General features: G+C 42.2%; 12 protein-coding genes. 10 read left to right on the top strand and 2 right to left on the bottom strand.

From position 1 onward, the window contains the following. The first annotated feature begins 9 nt into the window (after window positions 1–9). The 6 genes from HMPREF1195_RS08395 (at window position 10) to HMPREF1195_RS11395 (ending at window position 7,808) form a co-directional block, all read left to right on the top strand. Window positions 10–1,251, top strand: a complete 1,242-nt coding sequence (locus HMPREF1195_RS08395; protein WP_023919793.1) for a hypothetical protein — start codon at window positions 10–12, stop codon at window positions 1,249–1,251. Between the two features lie 65 nt (window positions 1,252–1,316). After that, a complete protein-coding gene (dapD, locus tag HMPREF1195_RS08390; protein WP_023919791.1) occupies window positions 1,317–2,015 on the top strand; it encodes a 2,3,4,5-tetrahydropyridine-2,6-dicarboxylate N-acetyltransferase in 699 nt (232 codons plus the stop codon). A 206-nt stretch (window positions 2,016–2,221) separates the two neighbouring features. Next, window positions 2,222–3,355, top strand: a complete 1,134-nt coding sequence (locus HMPREF1195_RS08385) for an N-acetyldiaminopimelate deacetylase (RefSeq protein ID WP_023919789.1) — start codon at window positions 2,222–2,224, stop codon at window positions 3,353–3,355. A 109-nt stretch (window positions 3,356–3,464) separates the two neighbouring features. Then, on the top strand, window positions 3,465–4,004 hold the full coding sequence (locus tag HMPREF1195_RS08380; protein WP_023919787.1) for a 5-formyltetrahydrofolate cyclo-ligase: 540 nt from the start codon (window positions 3,465–3,467) through the stop codon (window positions 4,002–4,004). Further along, window positions 3,988–4,665: a rhomboid family intramembrane serine protease gene (locus tag HMPREF1195_RS08375; protein ID WP_023919785.1), complete on the top strand. Its 678-nt coding sequence runs from the start codon at window positions 3,988–3,990 to the stop codon at window positions 4,663–4,665. Before HMPREF1195_RS08380 ends, HMPREF1195_RS08375 begins: the two co-directional genes overlap by 17 nt. A 416-nt stretch (window positions 4,666–5,081) precedes the next feature. Next, window positions 5,082–7,808: a C69 family dipeptidase gene (locus HMPREF1195_RS11395; protein ID WP_023919783.1), complete on the top strand. Its 2,727-nt coding sequence runs from the start codon at window positions 5,082–5,084 to the stop codon at window positions 7,806–7,808. A 64-nt stretch (window positions 7,809–7,872) separates the two neighbouring features. Here HMPREF1195_RS11395 and galU read toward each other — a convergent pair whose 3' ends face one another. Together galU and HMPREF1195_RS08360 are read right to left on the bottom strand one after the other, a co-directional pair. Further along, window positions 7,873–8,781 carry a UTP--glucose-1-phosphate uridylyltransferase GalU gene (gene galU, locus HMPREF1195_RS08365; protein ID WP_023919781.1) on the bottom strand — a complete coding sequence of 303 codons (909 nt, stop codon included), beginning with the start codon at window positions 8,779–8,781 and terminating at the stop codon, window positions 7,873–7,875. Between the two features lie 45 nt (window positions 8,782–8,826). After that, window positions 8,827–9,843 carry an NAD(P)H-dependent glycerol-3-phosphate dehydrogenase gene (locus HMPREF1195_RS08360; RefSeq protein ID WP_023919779.1) on the bottom strand — a complete coding sequence of 339 codons (1,017 nt, stop codon included), beginning with the start codon at window positions 9,841–9,843 and terminating at the stop codon, window positions 8,827–8,829. Between the two features lie 272 nt (window positions 9,844–10,115). Here HMPREF1195_RS08360 and HMPREF1195_RS08355 point away from each other — a divergent pair, with 272 nt between their 5' ends. The 4 genes from HMPREF1195_RS08355 to pgfS all read left to right on the top strand — a co-directional run bounded on the left by HMPREF1195_RS08355 (window position 10,116) and on the right by pgfS (window position 16,104). Further along, complete coding sequence (locus tag HMPREF1195_RS08355) at window positions 10,116–10,805, top strand: gamma-glutamyl-gamma-aminobutyrate hydrolase family protein (RefSeq protein ID WP_003012927.1); 690 nt, start codon at window positions 10,116–10,118, stop codon at window positions 10,803–10,805. 114 nt (window positions 10,806–10,919) lie between these two features. Continuing rightward, window positions 10,920–12,923 (top strand): DUF2079 domain-containing protein, encoded by a 2,004-nt coding sequence (locus HMPREF1195_RS08350; RefSeq protein WP_023919777.1) that lies wholly within the window; start codon window positions 10,920–10,922, stop codon window positions 12,921–12,923. Window positions 12,924–13,085: 162 nt separating this feature from the next. Then, window positions 13,086–15,074 (top strand): Ig-like domain-containing protein, encoded by a 1,989-nt coding sequence (locus HMPREF1195_RS11155; RefSeq protein ID WP_023919775.1) that lies wholly within the window; start codon window positions 13,086–13,088, stop codon window positions 15,072–15,074. A 70-nt stretch (window positions 15,075–15,144) separates the two neighbouring features. Beyond that, the gene (gene pgfS / locus HMPREF1195_RS08340; RefSeq protein ID WP_023919773.1) at window positions 15,145–16,104 is read left to right on the top strand and encodes a glycosyltransferase PgfS; all 960 of its coding nucleotides are present in this window, start codon (window positions 15,145–15,147) and stop codon (window positions 16,102–16,104) included. Window positions 16,105–16,111: the final 7 nt, after the last annotated feature.

The following is a 16,111-nucleotide window of genomic DNA, read 5'->3' as shown; positions in this document are numbered from 1 at the left end:
GAGAGGACAATGGGAAATAAAGACTGGTCGCATCTACGAAATGAGCACCAGAGTCGGTTTTCGAAAGGCCAGCCGAAAGAAGCACCCTTAGAAAAAGGAAGTCCTGAGAAGCTAGAAGATACGCTCACAAAAGAGCCAGAAGTGGTAGAAGTCCCTACTTTTCAGGAAGAGGTGAAACAAGAAGAGGAACGAAAAGACGAACCAGCGATTAGTGTGAAGGAGGAATCGTATGATCCAAAGGAAGGCTCATTTGCTACACCTGAAGACGAATCAGCTCAGGTCGTTCTTGCTACACCACTAACAGAAGAAGCAAGGTCAGAAACACCAGCACAAGATACAATAGGGCAGTCTCCTTCAGCTGAGAAAAAAGTAGAGCACCAGGGTGGGAGCCGCTTGATTTCAGAAGCTGACCTGGCTTCAATAGGGGGAAGCAGGCATTCAGAACCAAGACAAACGGTACTAGACTCCCAATCGGATAGGGCGAAAACCTACTCTCCTTCCTCTAATAGTGGAGGGTCTTCGCTGGCAGCCTTTTTTGGATTATTGGCCATGCTGGGATTATTTGCCTATCTGGCTTCAGGAGGTATCCATAGTGAGGAAAATCCTTCTTCTACTACTAGTGAATATGGAAGCACTGGTCGGTCTTATGGAACTAGAAAGGAAACCTTGAAGAGTGGTACGAGTACCTTGATTGCACCGGAAGGTGAATTTCAGTTTCAAGTGACCTATGAGAAGGCGATTTCCCTGATTCCTGGTTTAAGTGAGGGGGATCAAGGCCGTACCTCTTCAACTTATCTGTCTCCGCAGGATGTGGTAGCTGTACTGGGCAAGGCTAGTAGTGGGGAAGAAACCTACCAAGAGGGTAGTGTCGGTCCTTTCATGACAAGCTTGGATTATGAGGCTGAAGGATCCCCTTCTTCTGTATCTGTTTTGCTTTCAAATATGATTAGTAGCCGTCTATCTTCTCTTAATTTTGAGAACTTAAACAGTGAGCGTTTAGCCAATAAAAATGGCAGTTTGAACAGAGAGGATTTTGCCAATATTAAAATAGGAACCAGCTATTCAGATCTTGTGAATACAGTAGGAATTCCTAGCCGTGTTTCTTGGTCGAGTATGATGAGTTCAGAGTCCTTCCTAATCTTTTACTACAAACTGTCTGATGCGCATTTAGTTACGATTCACTTTGGAAGCAATCGCACCATCAGTGAAATGACAGGCCTGAAGGATTCGGCTACAAGCACGTCGCCTTAGGTGTTCATCTCTTTGGGATTGTGGTATAATATGGATACCTTTAATTGAAATGAATGGAGAATCTTATGACAGCACAAAAAATGTCTGCTCAAGAAATTATCGCTTTTATTGGAAATGCAGAAAAGAAAACAAATGTGAAAGTAACCTTTGAAGGGGAATTGGCAACGGCTGTTCCTGCTTCTGTCACAAAACTAGGTAATGTGTTGTTCGGTGACTGGAAAGATATCGAGCCCCTTCTTGCCAACTTGACAGAGAACAAGGATTATGTGGTGGAACAAGATGGCCGGAATTCAGCTGTTCCTTTGCTTGATAAGCGCTACCTGAATGCGCGTATCGAACCGGGTGCTATTATCCGTGACCAAGTGACCATCGAAGACAATGCTGTCGTGATGATGGGTGCTATCATCAATATTGGTGCTGAAATCGGTGCTGGTACTATGATTGATATGGGAGCTATCCTTGGTGGCCGTGCAACAGTTGGTAAAAACAGCCACATCGGTGCAGGTGCCGTTCTTGCGGGTGTCATTGAGCCAGCTTCTGCTGAGCCGGTTCGGATCGGTGATAATGTCTTGGTCGGTGCCAATGCTGTTGTGATTGAAGGGGTTCAAGTAGGGAACGGTTCAGTCGTTGCCGCTGGCGCTATCGTTACTCAAGATGTCCCTGAAAATGTGGTCGTAGCTGGTGTTCCAGCTCGCATCATCAAGGAAATTGACGAAAAAACACAACAAAAAACAGCCTTGGAAGACGCTTTGCGCAATTTGTAAGATAGAAATGAGAGTGGGACAGAAATCGGTAATTCGTTAGAATTCGATTTCGTCGTCCCACCTCCGCACAGTTGAGTAGGGCTGTAAAAGCTGATGAAATCAGCGTAGTAGAGCCCACTCAACCACTGCGTCTTGCTTGACAATCCAAAAACAATTGAGAGGCTAAGACTTTTGTCTCAGCCTCTTCTAATAGAAAGAAGACAACGATGACATTGGACTTAATTAAAATCAGACGGGATTTGCACCAAATCCCTGAAATTGGATTGGAAGAATTTGAAACCCAAGCCTACCTCTTAGAGCGAATCGCAGAGATCACAGCAGACAAGGACTTTGTAGAGCAACGGACTTGGCGGACCGGGATCATGGTTTATCTCCATGGGTCTGCTCCTGAAAAAACCATTGGTTGGCGGACAGATATCGATGGCTTACCGATAGTGGAACAAACGGGCCTTGATTTTGCCTCCAAGCACGAAGGACGGATGCATGCTTGTGGTCATGATATGCACATGACGACAGCCCTTGGGCTTTTGGATCAACTGGTTCAAGTGCAACCAAAAAATAACCTGCTCTTTCTCTTCCAACCGGCTGAAGAAAACGAGGCTGGTGGGATGCTCATGTATAAGGACAATGCTTTTGGCGACTGGCTCCCTGATGAATTTTATGGTCTGCATGTGCGCCCTGATTTGAAGGTGGGAGACATTGCGACTAATACGGGTACCCTTTTTGCGGGGACCTGTGAAGTCAAGATTACCTTTACAGGTAAGGGAGGGCATGCTGCCTTTCCACATGAGGCCAATGATGCTCTTGTAGCAGCTTCTTACTTCATTACCCAAGTCCAATCGGTCGTGAGTCGAAATGTCGATCCAATTGAAGGTGCTGTGGTGACCTTTGGTTCCATGCATGCAGGAACCACCAATAATGTGATCGCTGAGACGGCCTTCCTTCATGGGACCATCCGGACCTTGACCATGGAGATGAACCTCCTGACTCAAAAACGGGTCAAAACGATTGCGGAAGGGGTTGCAGCCGCTTTTGATGTAGAATTAGATCTGGAACTCAAGCAAGGAGGTTACCTGCCTGTGGAAAACCAACCAGAGTTAGCCAAAGAACTCATGGACTTTTTCACAGCTGAGGAAGACGTGAACCTGATTGATATCTTGCCAGCGATGACAGGAGAAGACTTTGGCTTTCTCTTGAGCAAGGTCCCTGGAGTCATGTTCTGGCTGGGAATTGATACCCCTTATGCCCTGCACCATCCGAAGATGAGCCCAAATGAGGCTGCCCTTCCCTTTGCTGTGGATAACATTGGCAAATTTTTGAAAATGAAGGCCAACCAATAAGGGATTGATTCAACTCCGTCTGGAGTTGGATTTTTATTTTCTTGTGTGCAAACTGTTCGGATGTTTCATAAAAAATGATACAATTAAAGCTATACAAAAGGAGTAGGGAATGAAGAAAACACTACGAAAAGAAACCATAGCAGCCATGAAACGGTTGCCAGAATCCGTGAAAACTCAAGCAGATGAACAGCTCACTCAACGTCTCTTGGAGCTTCCAGCCTTTCAGGAGGCAAAGACCCTTGCGACCTATCTGTCCTTTGACCACGAATTTTCCACAGCTGGCTTGATCCAAGCTGCTCTTCAACTTGGAAAACGCGTCTGTGTTCCCCGTACCTATCCACAAGGTCGGATGGAATTTGTGGAATACGATCCTGAAATTTTGGAAGAGAGTCGCTTTGGTTTGCTGGAGCCTAATGAAAGGGGGCAGGTTGTGGATAAAGCAGAGATTGATCTGATCCATGTACCGGGCTTGGTCTTCCAGTCAAAAGGCTACCGAATTGGCTATGGCGGTGGCTATTATGATCGTTATTTAGCAGATTATACTGGGAGAACGGTGAGTACGATTTATTCCATCCAGCAGAAGGAGTTTCAACCAGATGTTTTTGATCAGGCCGTTCAGGAGGTGCTAGTCTATGAAGTTACTCTTTGATCGTCGTTATCCTGTGACCAGCCTCTTGTTGCTCGTCACAACGGCAGTCTTTCTTTCTATGTTTATCCGATTTGGAGGCGACTACCAAACGGGTGCTGCTGTTTACTATAGCGGTGGTATTATTGGAGAGGCTGTGAAAGTCGATCCTAGCCAGTTATGGCGAATAGTGACAGCTACTTTTGTTCATATCGGCCTAGAACATTTTGTGCTCAATATGATCACCCTCTATTACTTGGGACGTTTGGCAGAAGATCTCTTTGGTTCCAAGGCTTTCTTAGCTCTTTATCTCTTATCAGGCATGATGGGTAATGTCTTTGTTGCTATTTTTACACCAGATGTGATTGCGGCAGGCGCTTCTACAGCCCTCTTTGGACTGTTTGGGACCATTGGCGCTCTGCGCTTTATTGTCCAAAGTCCCTATATTCGCCACTTGAGTCAGTCCTATACCAGCTTGATTGTGGTCAATCTGATCTTTAGTTTTATGCCAGACATCAGTATGGCGGGTCACATTGGTGGCTTAGTAGCTGGGGTCATGTTGGCTTATGTCTTTCCAATAAGAGGAGAGGCTCGCTTTATGAACCGAACCTATCAGATTAGTGCAGCCTTATCTTATCTCCTGCTTTTCCTTTATTTCTTAGGTAAAATCTTGAATCTATTTTAAGAGAGAGTGGGACAGAAATCGGTAATTCGTTAGAATTCGATTTCGTCGTCCCACCTCCGCACAGTTGAGTAGGGCTGTAAAAGCTGATGAAATCAGCGTAGTAGAGCCCACTCAACCACTGCGTCTTGCTCGACAATCCAAAAACAATTGAGAGGCCAGGACTTTTGTCCCAGCCTCTTTTTTTCCTAAAAAATGTAGCGCAATCGTAAACTAACAGAAAATTGTTTGAAATCTCAATAAATATATATAATTTACATAGAAATGAGTTGATAGAAAGATAATTTAGTAAAAAATAGAATAAAAACAAGTCTGGTAAGCGTTTGCAAAAATGAACAAAAAGATGTAAACTGGAGGTATAAAAAATCGGGAATGCTATCTTTTTTTACTAAAAGGAGTATTCGAAAAGGAGATTTGCCATGAAGAAATGGTTGTTTAAACTTTCATTGGTAGCAATGACATTTTTGCTCCTACCAGTTCAAGCAGTTCAAGCCTGTTGTGGCTTTATCATTGGTCGGCAATTGACCAAGGATGGGACCACTCTCTTTGGTCGGACAGAAGATTACCCATACTATCCAAATGGTGGCAAGCACAACAAGAACTATGTGGTGGTTGATGCGAAGAACTATAAGGAAGGGGATCAACTGGAAGACGAATCCAATGGTTTTACCTATCCACATGCTGCTAGTGAAATGAAATACACAGCGACTTATGACTCTGCTCGTGGAGATGGTAGTAACGGTGCTTTTGGTGAACACGGATTTAACGAAGCCGGTGTATCCATGACTGCGACAGTAACAGCTATCCCGAATAAGAAAGTCTTGAAGACGGACCCATTGACAGAAAACGGAATTCCAGAAGCTGCTATGTTGGACGTAGTGTTACCACGCGTTAAGTCAGCTCGTGAAGGGGTTGAATTTCTAGCTAAAGTCATCGAAGAAAAAGGTTCAGCTGAAGGAAATGTGGTTGTCTTTGCAGACCAAAATGAAACTTGGTATATGGAAATTCTTTCTGGCCACCAATATGTAGCGGTTAAAGTTCCAGAAGATAAATATGCAGTTTTTGCCAATACCTACTACCTAGGTCATGTTGATTTGAATGACACTGAAAATGTCATTGCCTCTAAAGATGTCGAAAAAGTAGCCAAGGAATCTGGTAACTACAAGACAGACAAAGATGGCAATTTCCATATCGCTAAATCTTATGGACCAGAAAAATATGCTGAAGGAGACCGCTCACGGACCTATGCAGGAATCACCTTGCTAGATCCAGACTCTAAAGTCACCTATGAGGATGATGAGTATGAACTTTTCCGTTCACCAACCGATCCAAACAAAAAATACACCTTAGAAGATGCGTTTGCCTTGCAACGCAACCGTTTTGAACACTTGAATGGACGCTTTGTACCAGATGATCAAATTGGTGTTAAGAAACAAGGTGATGATGGTAGCAACGATACTGTTCGTAAAGACCAATACAAATATGCTTTAGGAAACGAAAATGTGATCGATGCCCATGTCTATCAAATCAATCCAAACCTTCCAAAATCATTTGGTGGAACTGTATGGCTCGGCATGGGACCTTCACGGAATACCCCTTATGTTCCATTCTATGGAAATGTAAAAGATACTTACGAAGCTTTTAAACCTCAAACGGCTACTTATGATCCAAATTCATGGTATTGGACAGTATGGCACATCGACCAAATGGCCATCAATAACCAAGATCTCTTTGGAAAATCTATCCAAAATCACTGGAAAGCACTAGAAGAACAGCTCATTATCGAACAAAAAGTGAGCGATGCAAAATACGCTGCCTTGAAAGCTGATGAAGCTGCAGCAAAAGCAGTTGAAGATAAGGTGACTGAGGATGCTTTAGCTCGTTCTGAACGTCTTTTCAAACAATTCAAGCAATATGAGTCTGAATTGTCTGCAACTCTAAAAGAAGCAGGTCGTACAGATGATCCATACCGAGCATCTTTACCAGATGACTACAAGGATCCAACAGAGTCAAGTACGGAGCCAAGCAAGGCAGAAACAACCCCAAGCACCGAAGCAAGCACGGAGCCAAGCAAGGCAGAAACGACCCCAAGCACCGAAGCAAGTACGGAGCCAAGCAAGGAAGAAACGAAACCAAGCACTGAGTCAAGTATAGAACCAAGCAAGGCAGAAACGAAACCAAGCACTGAGTCAAGTACAGAACCAAGCAAGGTAGAAACGACCCCAAGCACTGAGTCAAGTACAGAACCAAGTAAGGAAGAAACGAAACCAAGCACAGAATCAAGTACAGAACCAAGCAAGGCAGAAACGAAACCAAGCACTGAGTCAAGTACAGAACCAAGCAAGGTAGAAACGACCCCAAGCACAGAGTCAAGTACAGAACCAAGTAAGGAAGAAACGAAACCAAGCACAGAATCAAGTACAGAACCAAGCAAGGCAGAAACGAAACCAAGCACTGAGTCAAGTACAGAACCAAGCAAGGTAGAAACGACCCCAAGCACAGAGTCAAGTACAGAACCAAGTAAGGCAGAAACGAAACCAAGCACAGAATCAAGTACAGAACCAAGCAAGGCAGAAACAACACCAAGTAGTACAACTACTGTTGTTCCTACAAATAGTAACAGTGTTAGTACCGTTGGTCGCCCAGTTTTACCAACAAATTCATATATTTTAGTAGACCAGGCAACAGGTATCGTCTTGCAAAACCCTGATTTTGCTCAAGGTGGCTATAGTCTTCTTGTTGAAGTTTTGAAAGATGTCAAAGAACTAGCTGGTAAAGAGTACAAGGCATATAATATTCAATTATCGAACCAAAATAATCCTGTACATCAAATTAGTCCAACTGTTGTGACCATTCCAGTAAATAGCCAAAAAGAAGTAGAAGCAGTTTATGGTATCGGTGAAAATGGTCAATTGGAATCCTTCCAATTCCAACTAAATGAAGATAAGTCAGCCGTAACATTTACAACCTCTCATTTCTCAACTTATGGTGTAGTTTATAAATCTGTAGCAAAAATTGAAGAGAAGAAAGGTGAGAAAAAATTACCATCAACCGGTCAAAGTATTTCCATTGCGACAATGGTAGGCGGAGTTCTTTTGATAGTTTTTGGATTTGGCTACTACATCGAAAAACGTAGAACTCATTAAACGATACAGTTTATAATATATAACAAAAAAAGGAAGTGAGAATGAAATCTCTCTTCCTTCTTTTTTAGTCTGCAGTTTGTTCAGATTCTTCTAATTGTTTTCCAAGATCAATAATATACTGTTTGAGATCCTCTTTAACCTGCGGATGCTTCAAAGCATAATCAATCGATGTTTTCATAAAACCAAACTTGTCACCTACATCGTAGCGTTGGCCTTTAAATTCACGGGCAAAGACTCGTTGGGTCTTATTGAGGGTGTCGATCGCATCCGTCAATTGAATTTCATTGCCAGCACCTGGTTCTTGATTTGCAAGAATATCAAAGATTTCAGGAGTCAAGAGGTAGCGTCCGATAATAGCGAGATCACTCGGTGCATCTTCTGGAGCTGGTTTTTCGACAAAAGTCTCAACGCTATAGAGACCATTGATGCCCTCTCCTTGAGGTGCGATCACACCGTAAGAAGAAACCTCTTCGTGAGGGACTTCCATCACAGCGATAGTGGATGCATGGGTTTCATCGTAGTCGTTCATCAATTGTTTGGTCAATGGCAAGGCATCGTCATTGGTGATGTCCATCAGGTCATCTCCCAACATGACAACAAAAGGTTCATTTCCAACAAAAGCTTTCGCCTGCAGAACAGCGTCTCCTAAACCTCGAGGGTGACTTTGGCGGATGAAATGAAGATTGATCGCTGTTGTATCATTGACCAACTTGAGTAAGTCAGTCTTACCTTTTTGCTCGAGGTTGTATTCCAATTCAAAGTTAGAATCGAAATGGTCTTCGATCGAACGTTTGGCCTTCCCTGTTACGACTAGGATTTCCTCAATTCCAGATTTCAGAGCCTCTTCTACGATGAATTGGATCGTAGGTTTGTCAACGATTGGCAACATTTCCTTTGCCAAAGCTTTGGTAGCTGGGAGGAAGCGTGTCCCCAAACCAGCCGCAGGAATGACTGCTTTTCTAACTTTAGTCATATAGTTTCCTTTCTAAAAGGTAGGATTGATGTTAGGGTGGTTGACTTATTTCCACTCGTTTTCTTCTTTAAATTCATTGCTCATCATGTGGTGGATGGCTTCGCGGATATCTTTTCCTTCGTAGATGACTTGGTAAATGGCCTGTGTAATCGGCATGTAGACATCCAATTCTTGCGCCAGTTCATGGGCGACTTTGGTCGTAGAGATCCCTTCAATGATCATGCCCATGTTGGCTTCGATGTCTTCCAATTTTTCACCACGTCCGAGAGCATCCCCAGCTCGCCAGTTGCGGGAGTGAACAGAAGTTCCGGTAACGATCAAGTCACCAACCCCAGACAAACCGCTATAGGTCAAGGGGCTAGCTCCTAGCTTAACGCCAAGGCGCGTGATTTCAGCGAGACCGCGCGTGATGATAGCTGCTTTGGCATTGTCACCATAACCAAGACCGTGCAGGGCTCCAGCTCCGACTGCGATAATATTTTTCAGGGCTCCAGCAGTTTCCACTCCGATAACATCTGTATTGGTATAGAGGCGGAAGTAGTGATTGCTAAAGAGTTCTTGAACATAACGTGCAGCTTCTAAATCTATTGAGGCAGCTGTAATGAGGGTGATGTCCCGTACGATGGTTTCTTCCGCGTGACTAGGTCCAGAAACGACCACCACCTCGCTGCGAAGAGAAGCAGGAATTTCTTCTTCAAGGATTTGAGAAATCCGATCGTGTGTACCAGGTTCTAGTCCCTTGGAAGCGTGCATGACTGTTACAGGGTGATCCAGTGTTTCAGCGACTTGTTTCGCCACCAAACGGGTCACCTTTGTAGGAACGACAAAGAGGATAGCGTCCACACCGTCCAAAGCTGCTTTCAAATCAGTCGTAGCAGTGATGTCTTCGCTAATAACGATATCTTTGAAATAGCGTTGATTGGTATGAGCGGTATTGATTTCATCGATTTGTTCTTGGATATTTCCCCAGAGACGGACTTCATGGCCGTTATCATTGAGGACTTGTGAAAGGGCTGTTCCCCATGAACCAGGACCCAATACTGCAACGGTTTGTTTTTCCATTGTATCTTCCATTTCTATGTCTATTTTTCAACAAGGCTAGAAATCTAGCGCTTGCGCCTTCGAAACGGCCAAATGTGTGCCTTGAAGGACGATTCTATTTTCCTCTCTATTTTAACATAATATAGGTAAAAAAACTTGTATGATCATCAATTGTTTTGTGAGGAAGGTGAGGGTGATAAATAAAATCTATCACGGTTTTAAAAAATACATATTAGACACTATCACTAATGGGTGGTAACATAAGTATTAGTAAAAATGAAGGAGGAATGAATATGTGCAGAACAATTGTTGGAGTATCCGCTAATCTCTGTCCGGTGGACCCGGAAGGGAAAAACCTTCATTCCTCTGTATCTAGTCAGTTTGCGGAAGGGATTCGTCAAGCAGGTGGACTTCCAATGGTCATCCCGATGGGAGATCCTTCCTTGGTTAAGGACTATGTTGAAACGATTGACAAATTGATCTTAAGTGGAGGCCAAAATGTTGATCCTAGTCTTTATGGCGAAGAAAAAACCATCGAGAGCGATGATTACAATATCGAACGGGATCAATTTGAGCTTGCCTTACTGAAGGAAGCAGTACGCCAAAACAAACCGGTTCTAGGAATTTGCCGTGGAGTTCAGTTGATCAATGTGGCTTTTGGAGGAACACTCAACCAAGAGATCGAAGGGCATTGGCAAGGACTTCCGTTTGGGACTTCCCATTCTATCCAGACTAAAAAAGGCAGTGTGGTAGAGCAGCTTTTTGGACAGGCCAGTCGGATTAATTCCGTGCACCGTCAAAGCATCAAGGATCTCGCACCGAATTTCCGTGCGACCGCCTTTGATCCGCGCGATCACACCATCGAAGCCATTGAAGCTGTAGATGGTCATCGCATTATGGGCTTGCAGTGGCATCCAGAATACTTGGTCAATGAAGAAAAAGGGAATTTAGAACTCTTCCGTTATTTATTACAGGAATTATAAGAAAAAGAGAGGTTGAATTGGTATCAGCCTCTCTTTTGGTATGGTTATTACTATCTAGAAATAGTAAGGGTTTTGTGCTAGAATAGGAACTATAATTGGGAGGTATTGATAGAAATGAAACTTGCTAAGACAATGAACCTTAACTATTTATGGTTGCTTCTAGGTTCTTATTTTGTGGCCATGATGGTCAATCTATTAAGTTTTTCAACAAAGGAATTATTTCTAGAACTTGGTAAAGTGGGATGGACCCATACGGTCCTTGCTTTGTTCATTAGTTATCCTATTCTTTGGTTTTTGACGGAGAGCAAGAAGTATATCTGCATACAAAAATTGAATCTCTGGTTCGCGGCAGGTATCCTATTTATTTCTATTTTGAAAAGTCCGAGTCTCTTTATGTCATTGGGCCTAGTGTTGCTCTCACTGGTCTTGTTTCTATATTTTTATTTAGGAAAAGAAAAAATCGCTTATATCTTCTTAGCGGTAGATGTCTTGTCTTTTCCGAAATTGTTGCTACAAACCAGTGCCAATCTTCAAGATAAGGAACTGGGAATCTTTACGTTTACGATTTCTGAATCGAAGTTGCCTACCTTGATTTGGCCAGTATTAGTAGCCGTTATCGTTGCCGTCCTGATCGGTTTTCTTCTCTCCAAGGTTTCTTTGGCTAAAGTTAATGAAACCTGGGTTCGAAGACTCACAGTGGTGACACTAATCGGTGGTATTTTCTATGTGCTCTATCTATCGATTGTTGCCTATTATAAGATTAAAGCCAATGCGGTCTCTTCTTTTGATATTGGAATCTTTTCACAGATGTTTGAGAGAATGAGACATGATTTTTCACAAGTTACCACCCTTGAAAGAGATAGGGCCTTATCGCATTTTGGAGTCCATATTTCTCCTATTTATTATTTGATCTTGCCCTTTTATATGCTATTTCCTTATGTGGAAACATTAGATATCGCTCAAACAGTGATTGTATTTTCAGCAGTTATCCCGCTTTGTTTGATTCTAAAGAAAATACAATTGCCAAAAGTCATGGCGCCGCTCGTGCTTGCCCTCTTTTTTGTGACTCCGGTCATGACAACGAGTGGTGGATTCCATTTGCATGAAAATTGTTTTTTGCCTCCATTGATACTTTGGTTGTTCTACAGCCTGATTTCTCAGTGGCGTGGAAGAACTATCTTGTTCACCTTGTTGCTCCTTTTTGTGAAAGAGGATGCCTTTGTCTACGTGCTGTCCTTAGGACTTTATTTTGCGTTTCAACATCGTTTTACCTTCGAGGCCAAGTTTAAAAAGTGGTTGTATCTCAGCCTGTTTGCCTTACCGATACTTTATTTTGCATTTGCCATGTTCCTCTTAGCAAGATATGGTGAGGGAGCTATGGTTTCTCGATACAATAATCTATTATTGAGTGGCGAAAACGGCCTTTTGATGGTTGTGAAAAATGTAGTCCTAAATCCGCTTTATGTTTTGGGAAGTTTATTTACAGCGAAAAGGCTTGGCTACATCTTTTTGGTCCTATTTCCTTTTAGCTTTTTGCCACTGATTCAGCGACGTTGGTCTACCTATTTTCTGATGCTGCCCCTTTTTCTCATTAATTTATTGATGGATTGGCCTTATCAATATGATATTGGTTTTCAGTATAGCTATGGTTCGGTCACGCTTCTATTTTTGATGGCTTTATTGTCTATCGATCAATTAAGCAAGAACCAGTTGGCATCAGATAATGTATTGGTGGCTCTACTAGCTTCTTCCATCATTTTTTCAAGCGCCATTCTATATAGTTTCACGCATAATTGGAATTTTGAAATCCAATACTATCAAACACGCAAAGACTATTTTGATGGGCTCGAAAAGACCCTGCAGGCCATCCCTAAAGATAAAGCGGTCTTAGCAGCAGGTGGCTATACGCCGAGTCTTCGCAGCCATGAAAAATTGTATGATATTTTCTACCATAATGACAAAAAGCTTGATTCTAAGATTGACATAGTGGTAGTTCCTAGGGAAATGCAAGAGGAAAAAAATGGTTATTCTGAAACAGCCACTCTAAACCTCTATAAAGAATCAGGGTATAAAGAAAGCAACTTATCTACAAAAGATGTGTTGATTTTGGAAAAATAACTGTTTGAAAGAGGAAGAGTTACTTAGAAAAAATTCACAAGCCAAATAGCTCTTAAATATACAAAAGATGGATTTTTTGTTCAATAATCTTGACTTCTTCACTATGTTTTGCTATATTATATGCGTTGATTTATAAAAAATCAGCCTAGAAAGGGAGAAAAAATGAAAAAGTTAGCAGTTTTTTTGTCAATAGTTTGTTCGCTATTGATTGTGTCATTGACACTTTTTTCTAAAACTGTACAGGCGGAAACGTCTAAAAAAGTCGATGTGATTACGGAAGTTAAGATTCAAAATGATCAAGGTGGAGAATTGACAGGACCGGTTGGCCGATTTGACACTTTCCGTCTGAATGCAAAATTTGCTATCGGGAAAAGAGGAACAGTCAAAGCCGGAGACACAACAGAGGTTAAAATCGACTCACCAATTGATATCAAATCACAGGATTTTGAGATTAAAGATCCAAGTGATAACTTGGTTGCCAAGGCAAAAGTTGATGCAGCTACTGGTAAAATTATCTTGACCTTTACAAAATATGTAGAAACAAAAGACGATGTATCCGGTTCATTCTTCTTCTATGCTCAAGTCAATAAAGTGAAATTTCCAAATGATGGAGAAGTTCCGGTTAAAGTCTCTGTAAATGATAAGGAGAAATTCACTGGTAAAGTTACAAGTGGAACAATTGGTGGAGGAAACCGCTACTCTATCATTAAATCAGGTTGGAGCGAAGCAGGCAACAAAGAGCTTGGCTTCCGAATTTCTGTAAATAGAACCAACGAAGTTATCAACGATGCTGTTGTTACAGATACCTTGAAATCAGCAGGTATCACATACAAACAAGGAAGCTTCAAGATTAAAAAAGGAACTTGGGAATATACCAATGGTAAATGGGTACTCAAGAACGCAAAAGATGTTACAGCTGACTATAAAGTAAATATCAATGGTAATTCATTTTCTATTAACCTAGGGAACATTGCTGCAGACGACCAATTTGCAATTGAATATTCGGCAGATGTGAACTATACTGCTGTTGATGGTGAAAAAATTCTTAACCAAGCTACTATTAAGGGAAGCAATAAGGATGAATACGCATCAAACAGTACAGTGAAAATCCAAATTGCTGGTGGTGAAGGGATTGGTTACGAATTCAGTATCAAGGTCACTAAGGTAGACGAGCAAAACGGACCTCTTAAAGGTGCGAAATTCCAAGTTATCCGTGCAACTAACCAAGATATCATTGGTGAGTTTGAGTCAGATGCTAATGGTGAATTCACTGTTAAGAACATCTTGCGTGACAAATACATCATTAAAGAAGTTAAAGCTCCAGAAGGTTATGAGTTGGCAGCTGATACTGTAGTTGAAGCTGGTGAATTCAAAACACCAAAAGCTCCTGTAGCTAAGAATATTGTAGACCAAAAAACAACTACAACAACTACAACAACCACCACGACTACAACAACCACAACAACTACTGCAGAACCAACAACCACCACCACGACTACTGCAGAACCAACGACAACGACAACAACTACTGCAGAGCCAACAACCACAACGACGACTACTGCAGAGCCAACGACAACCACAACGACGACTACTGCAGAGCCAACGACAACCACAACGACTACTGCAGAGCCAACGACAACCACAACGACTACTGCAGAGCCAACGACAACCACAACGACTACTGCAGAGCCGACGACTACTACAACTACGACAACAGAAGAGCCGACGACTACTACAACTACGACAACAGAAGAGCCGACGACTACTACAACTACGACAACAGAAGAGCCGACGACTACTTCGACTACAACAACAGAAGAGCCAACGACTACTTCGACTACAACAACAGAAGAGCCAACGACTACTTCAACGACCACTGCAGAACCAACAACCACCACAACGACAACTGCAGAACCAACGCCAACCACTACAACCACGCCAACTCCAGAGAAACCGGTGACTCCAGGAAATGAAGAATCAACAACGACGACCACGACTGGACAACCAGGACCAAAAGGTGGAAACAATGGAGGAGGGCGTAAAGCGCTTCTTCCTAATACAGGTGAAGTTGCAGCAACTGGATTTGTATTCTCAGGAGCCTTTGTGTTAGCAGGTGCAGTCGTATTGAAACGAAAATTGTCTATTAAATAAACAATGAGTTTCTATATAAGGGGAGAGCATGAGCTCTCTCTTTTTTGGGAATGTATTATGGAGAAAAGGGATGAAATTATCAATCTTAATAACCCTCTTGAATGAGGAGCTGGTACTTCCTCAAACCCATCGTGAAATTTCTAATCAGCTTGAGCAAATGTTAGGGAAAGAGCTCTCTGATTATGAAATCCTCTACATCGATGATGGAAGTAGTGACAAGACCTTTGAGTTAATTGAAGAATTTGCAAGAGAAAACGACCGCATCAAATATATCCGTTTCAGTCGAAATTTTGGACGAGAGAGTGGTATCTTGGCTGGTTTTAAATATGCCAGTGGGGATGCGGTGATGGTCATGGACGGGGATCTCCAGCATCCACCATACTTGATTCCCTTATTCTTAGAAGCTTATAATGAGGGCTATGATATTGTTAGTGGCCAACGAACTCGTGAAGGAGAATCTTTTGTAGGAAGTTCCTTTGCACGTTTGTTTTACTTCTTGTCAAATCGTTCCATGGATGTGCATCTAACAGATGGAAAATCTGAATTAAGACTGCTTAGCCGAAAAGCCATGGAAGCCTTTGTGTCAATGCCAGAGTACAATCGCTTTAATAAAGGTTTGTATGAATGGATTGGTTTTAAAGAGAAAGTAATTCCTTATAAGAATGAAACCCGTAAGGCTGGAAAGAGTAAGTTTGGTTTTAAGAAATCTTTGAATTATGCGATTCAAGGAATTATTTCTTTTAATGATCGTCCTCTCCGTGTTTGTATTCAATTCGGTTTCATCTGTTTAGGGCTGGCTCTTTTATATCTAGTTTTTGAGTTGATGAAATATATCTTCGCTGCTGGGAATTATGTAAGTGGTTATTTCACAACGATTGCGGCTATTATATTATTTAGCGGAGTGCAACTCATCTTCATCGGAATTCTTGGAGAGTATATTGGCAAGATCTATTACGAAGTGAAGCGTCGTCCTCATTTCATCATTGAAGAGACCAATATCGAACAAGCGAAGAAAAATCATATTGGCTAAAGAAGAT

This window comes from Streptococcus parasanguinis CC87K (genome assembly GCF_000507765.1).
Lineage (GTDB): Bacteria > Bacillota > Bacilli > Lactobacillales > Streptococcaceae > Streptococcus > Streptococcus parasanguinis_J.
Note: the sequence above shows the minus strand (reverse complement) of the source record. Positions and strands in the feature narration are given on the sequence as shown.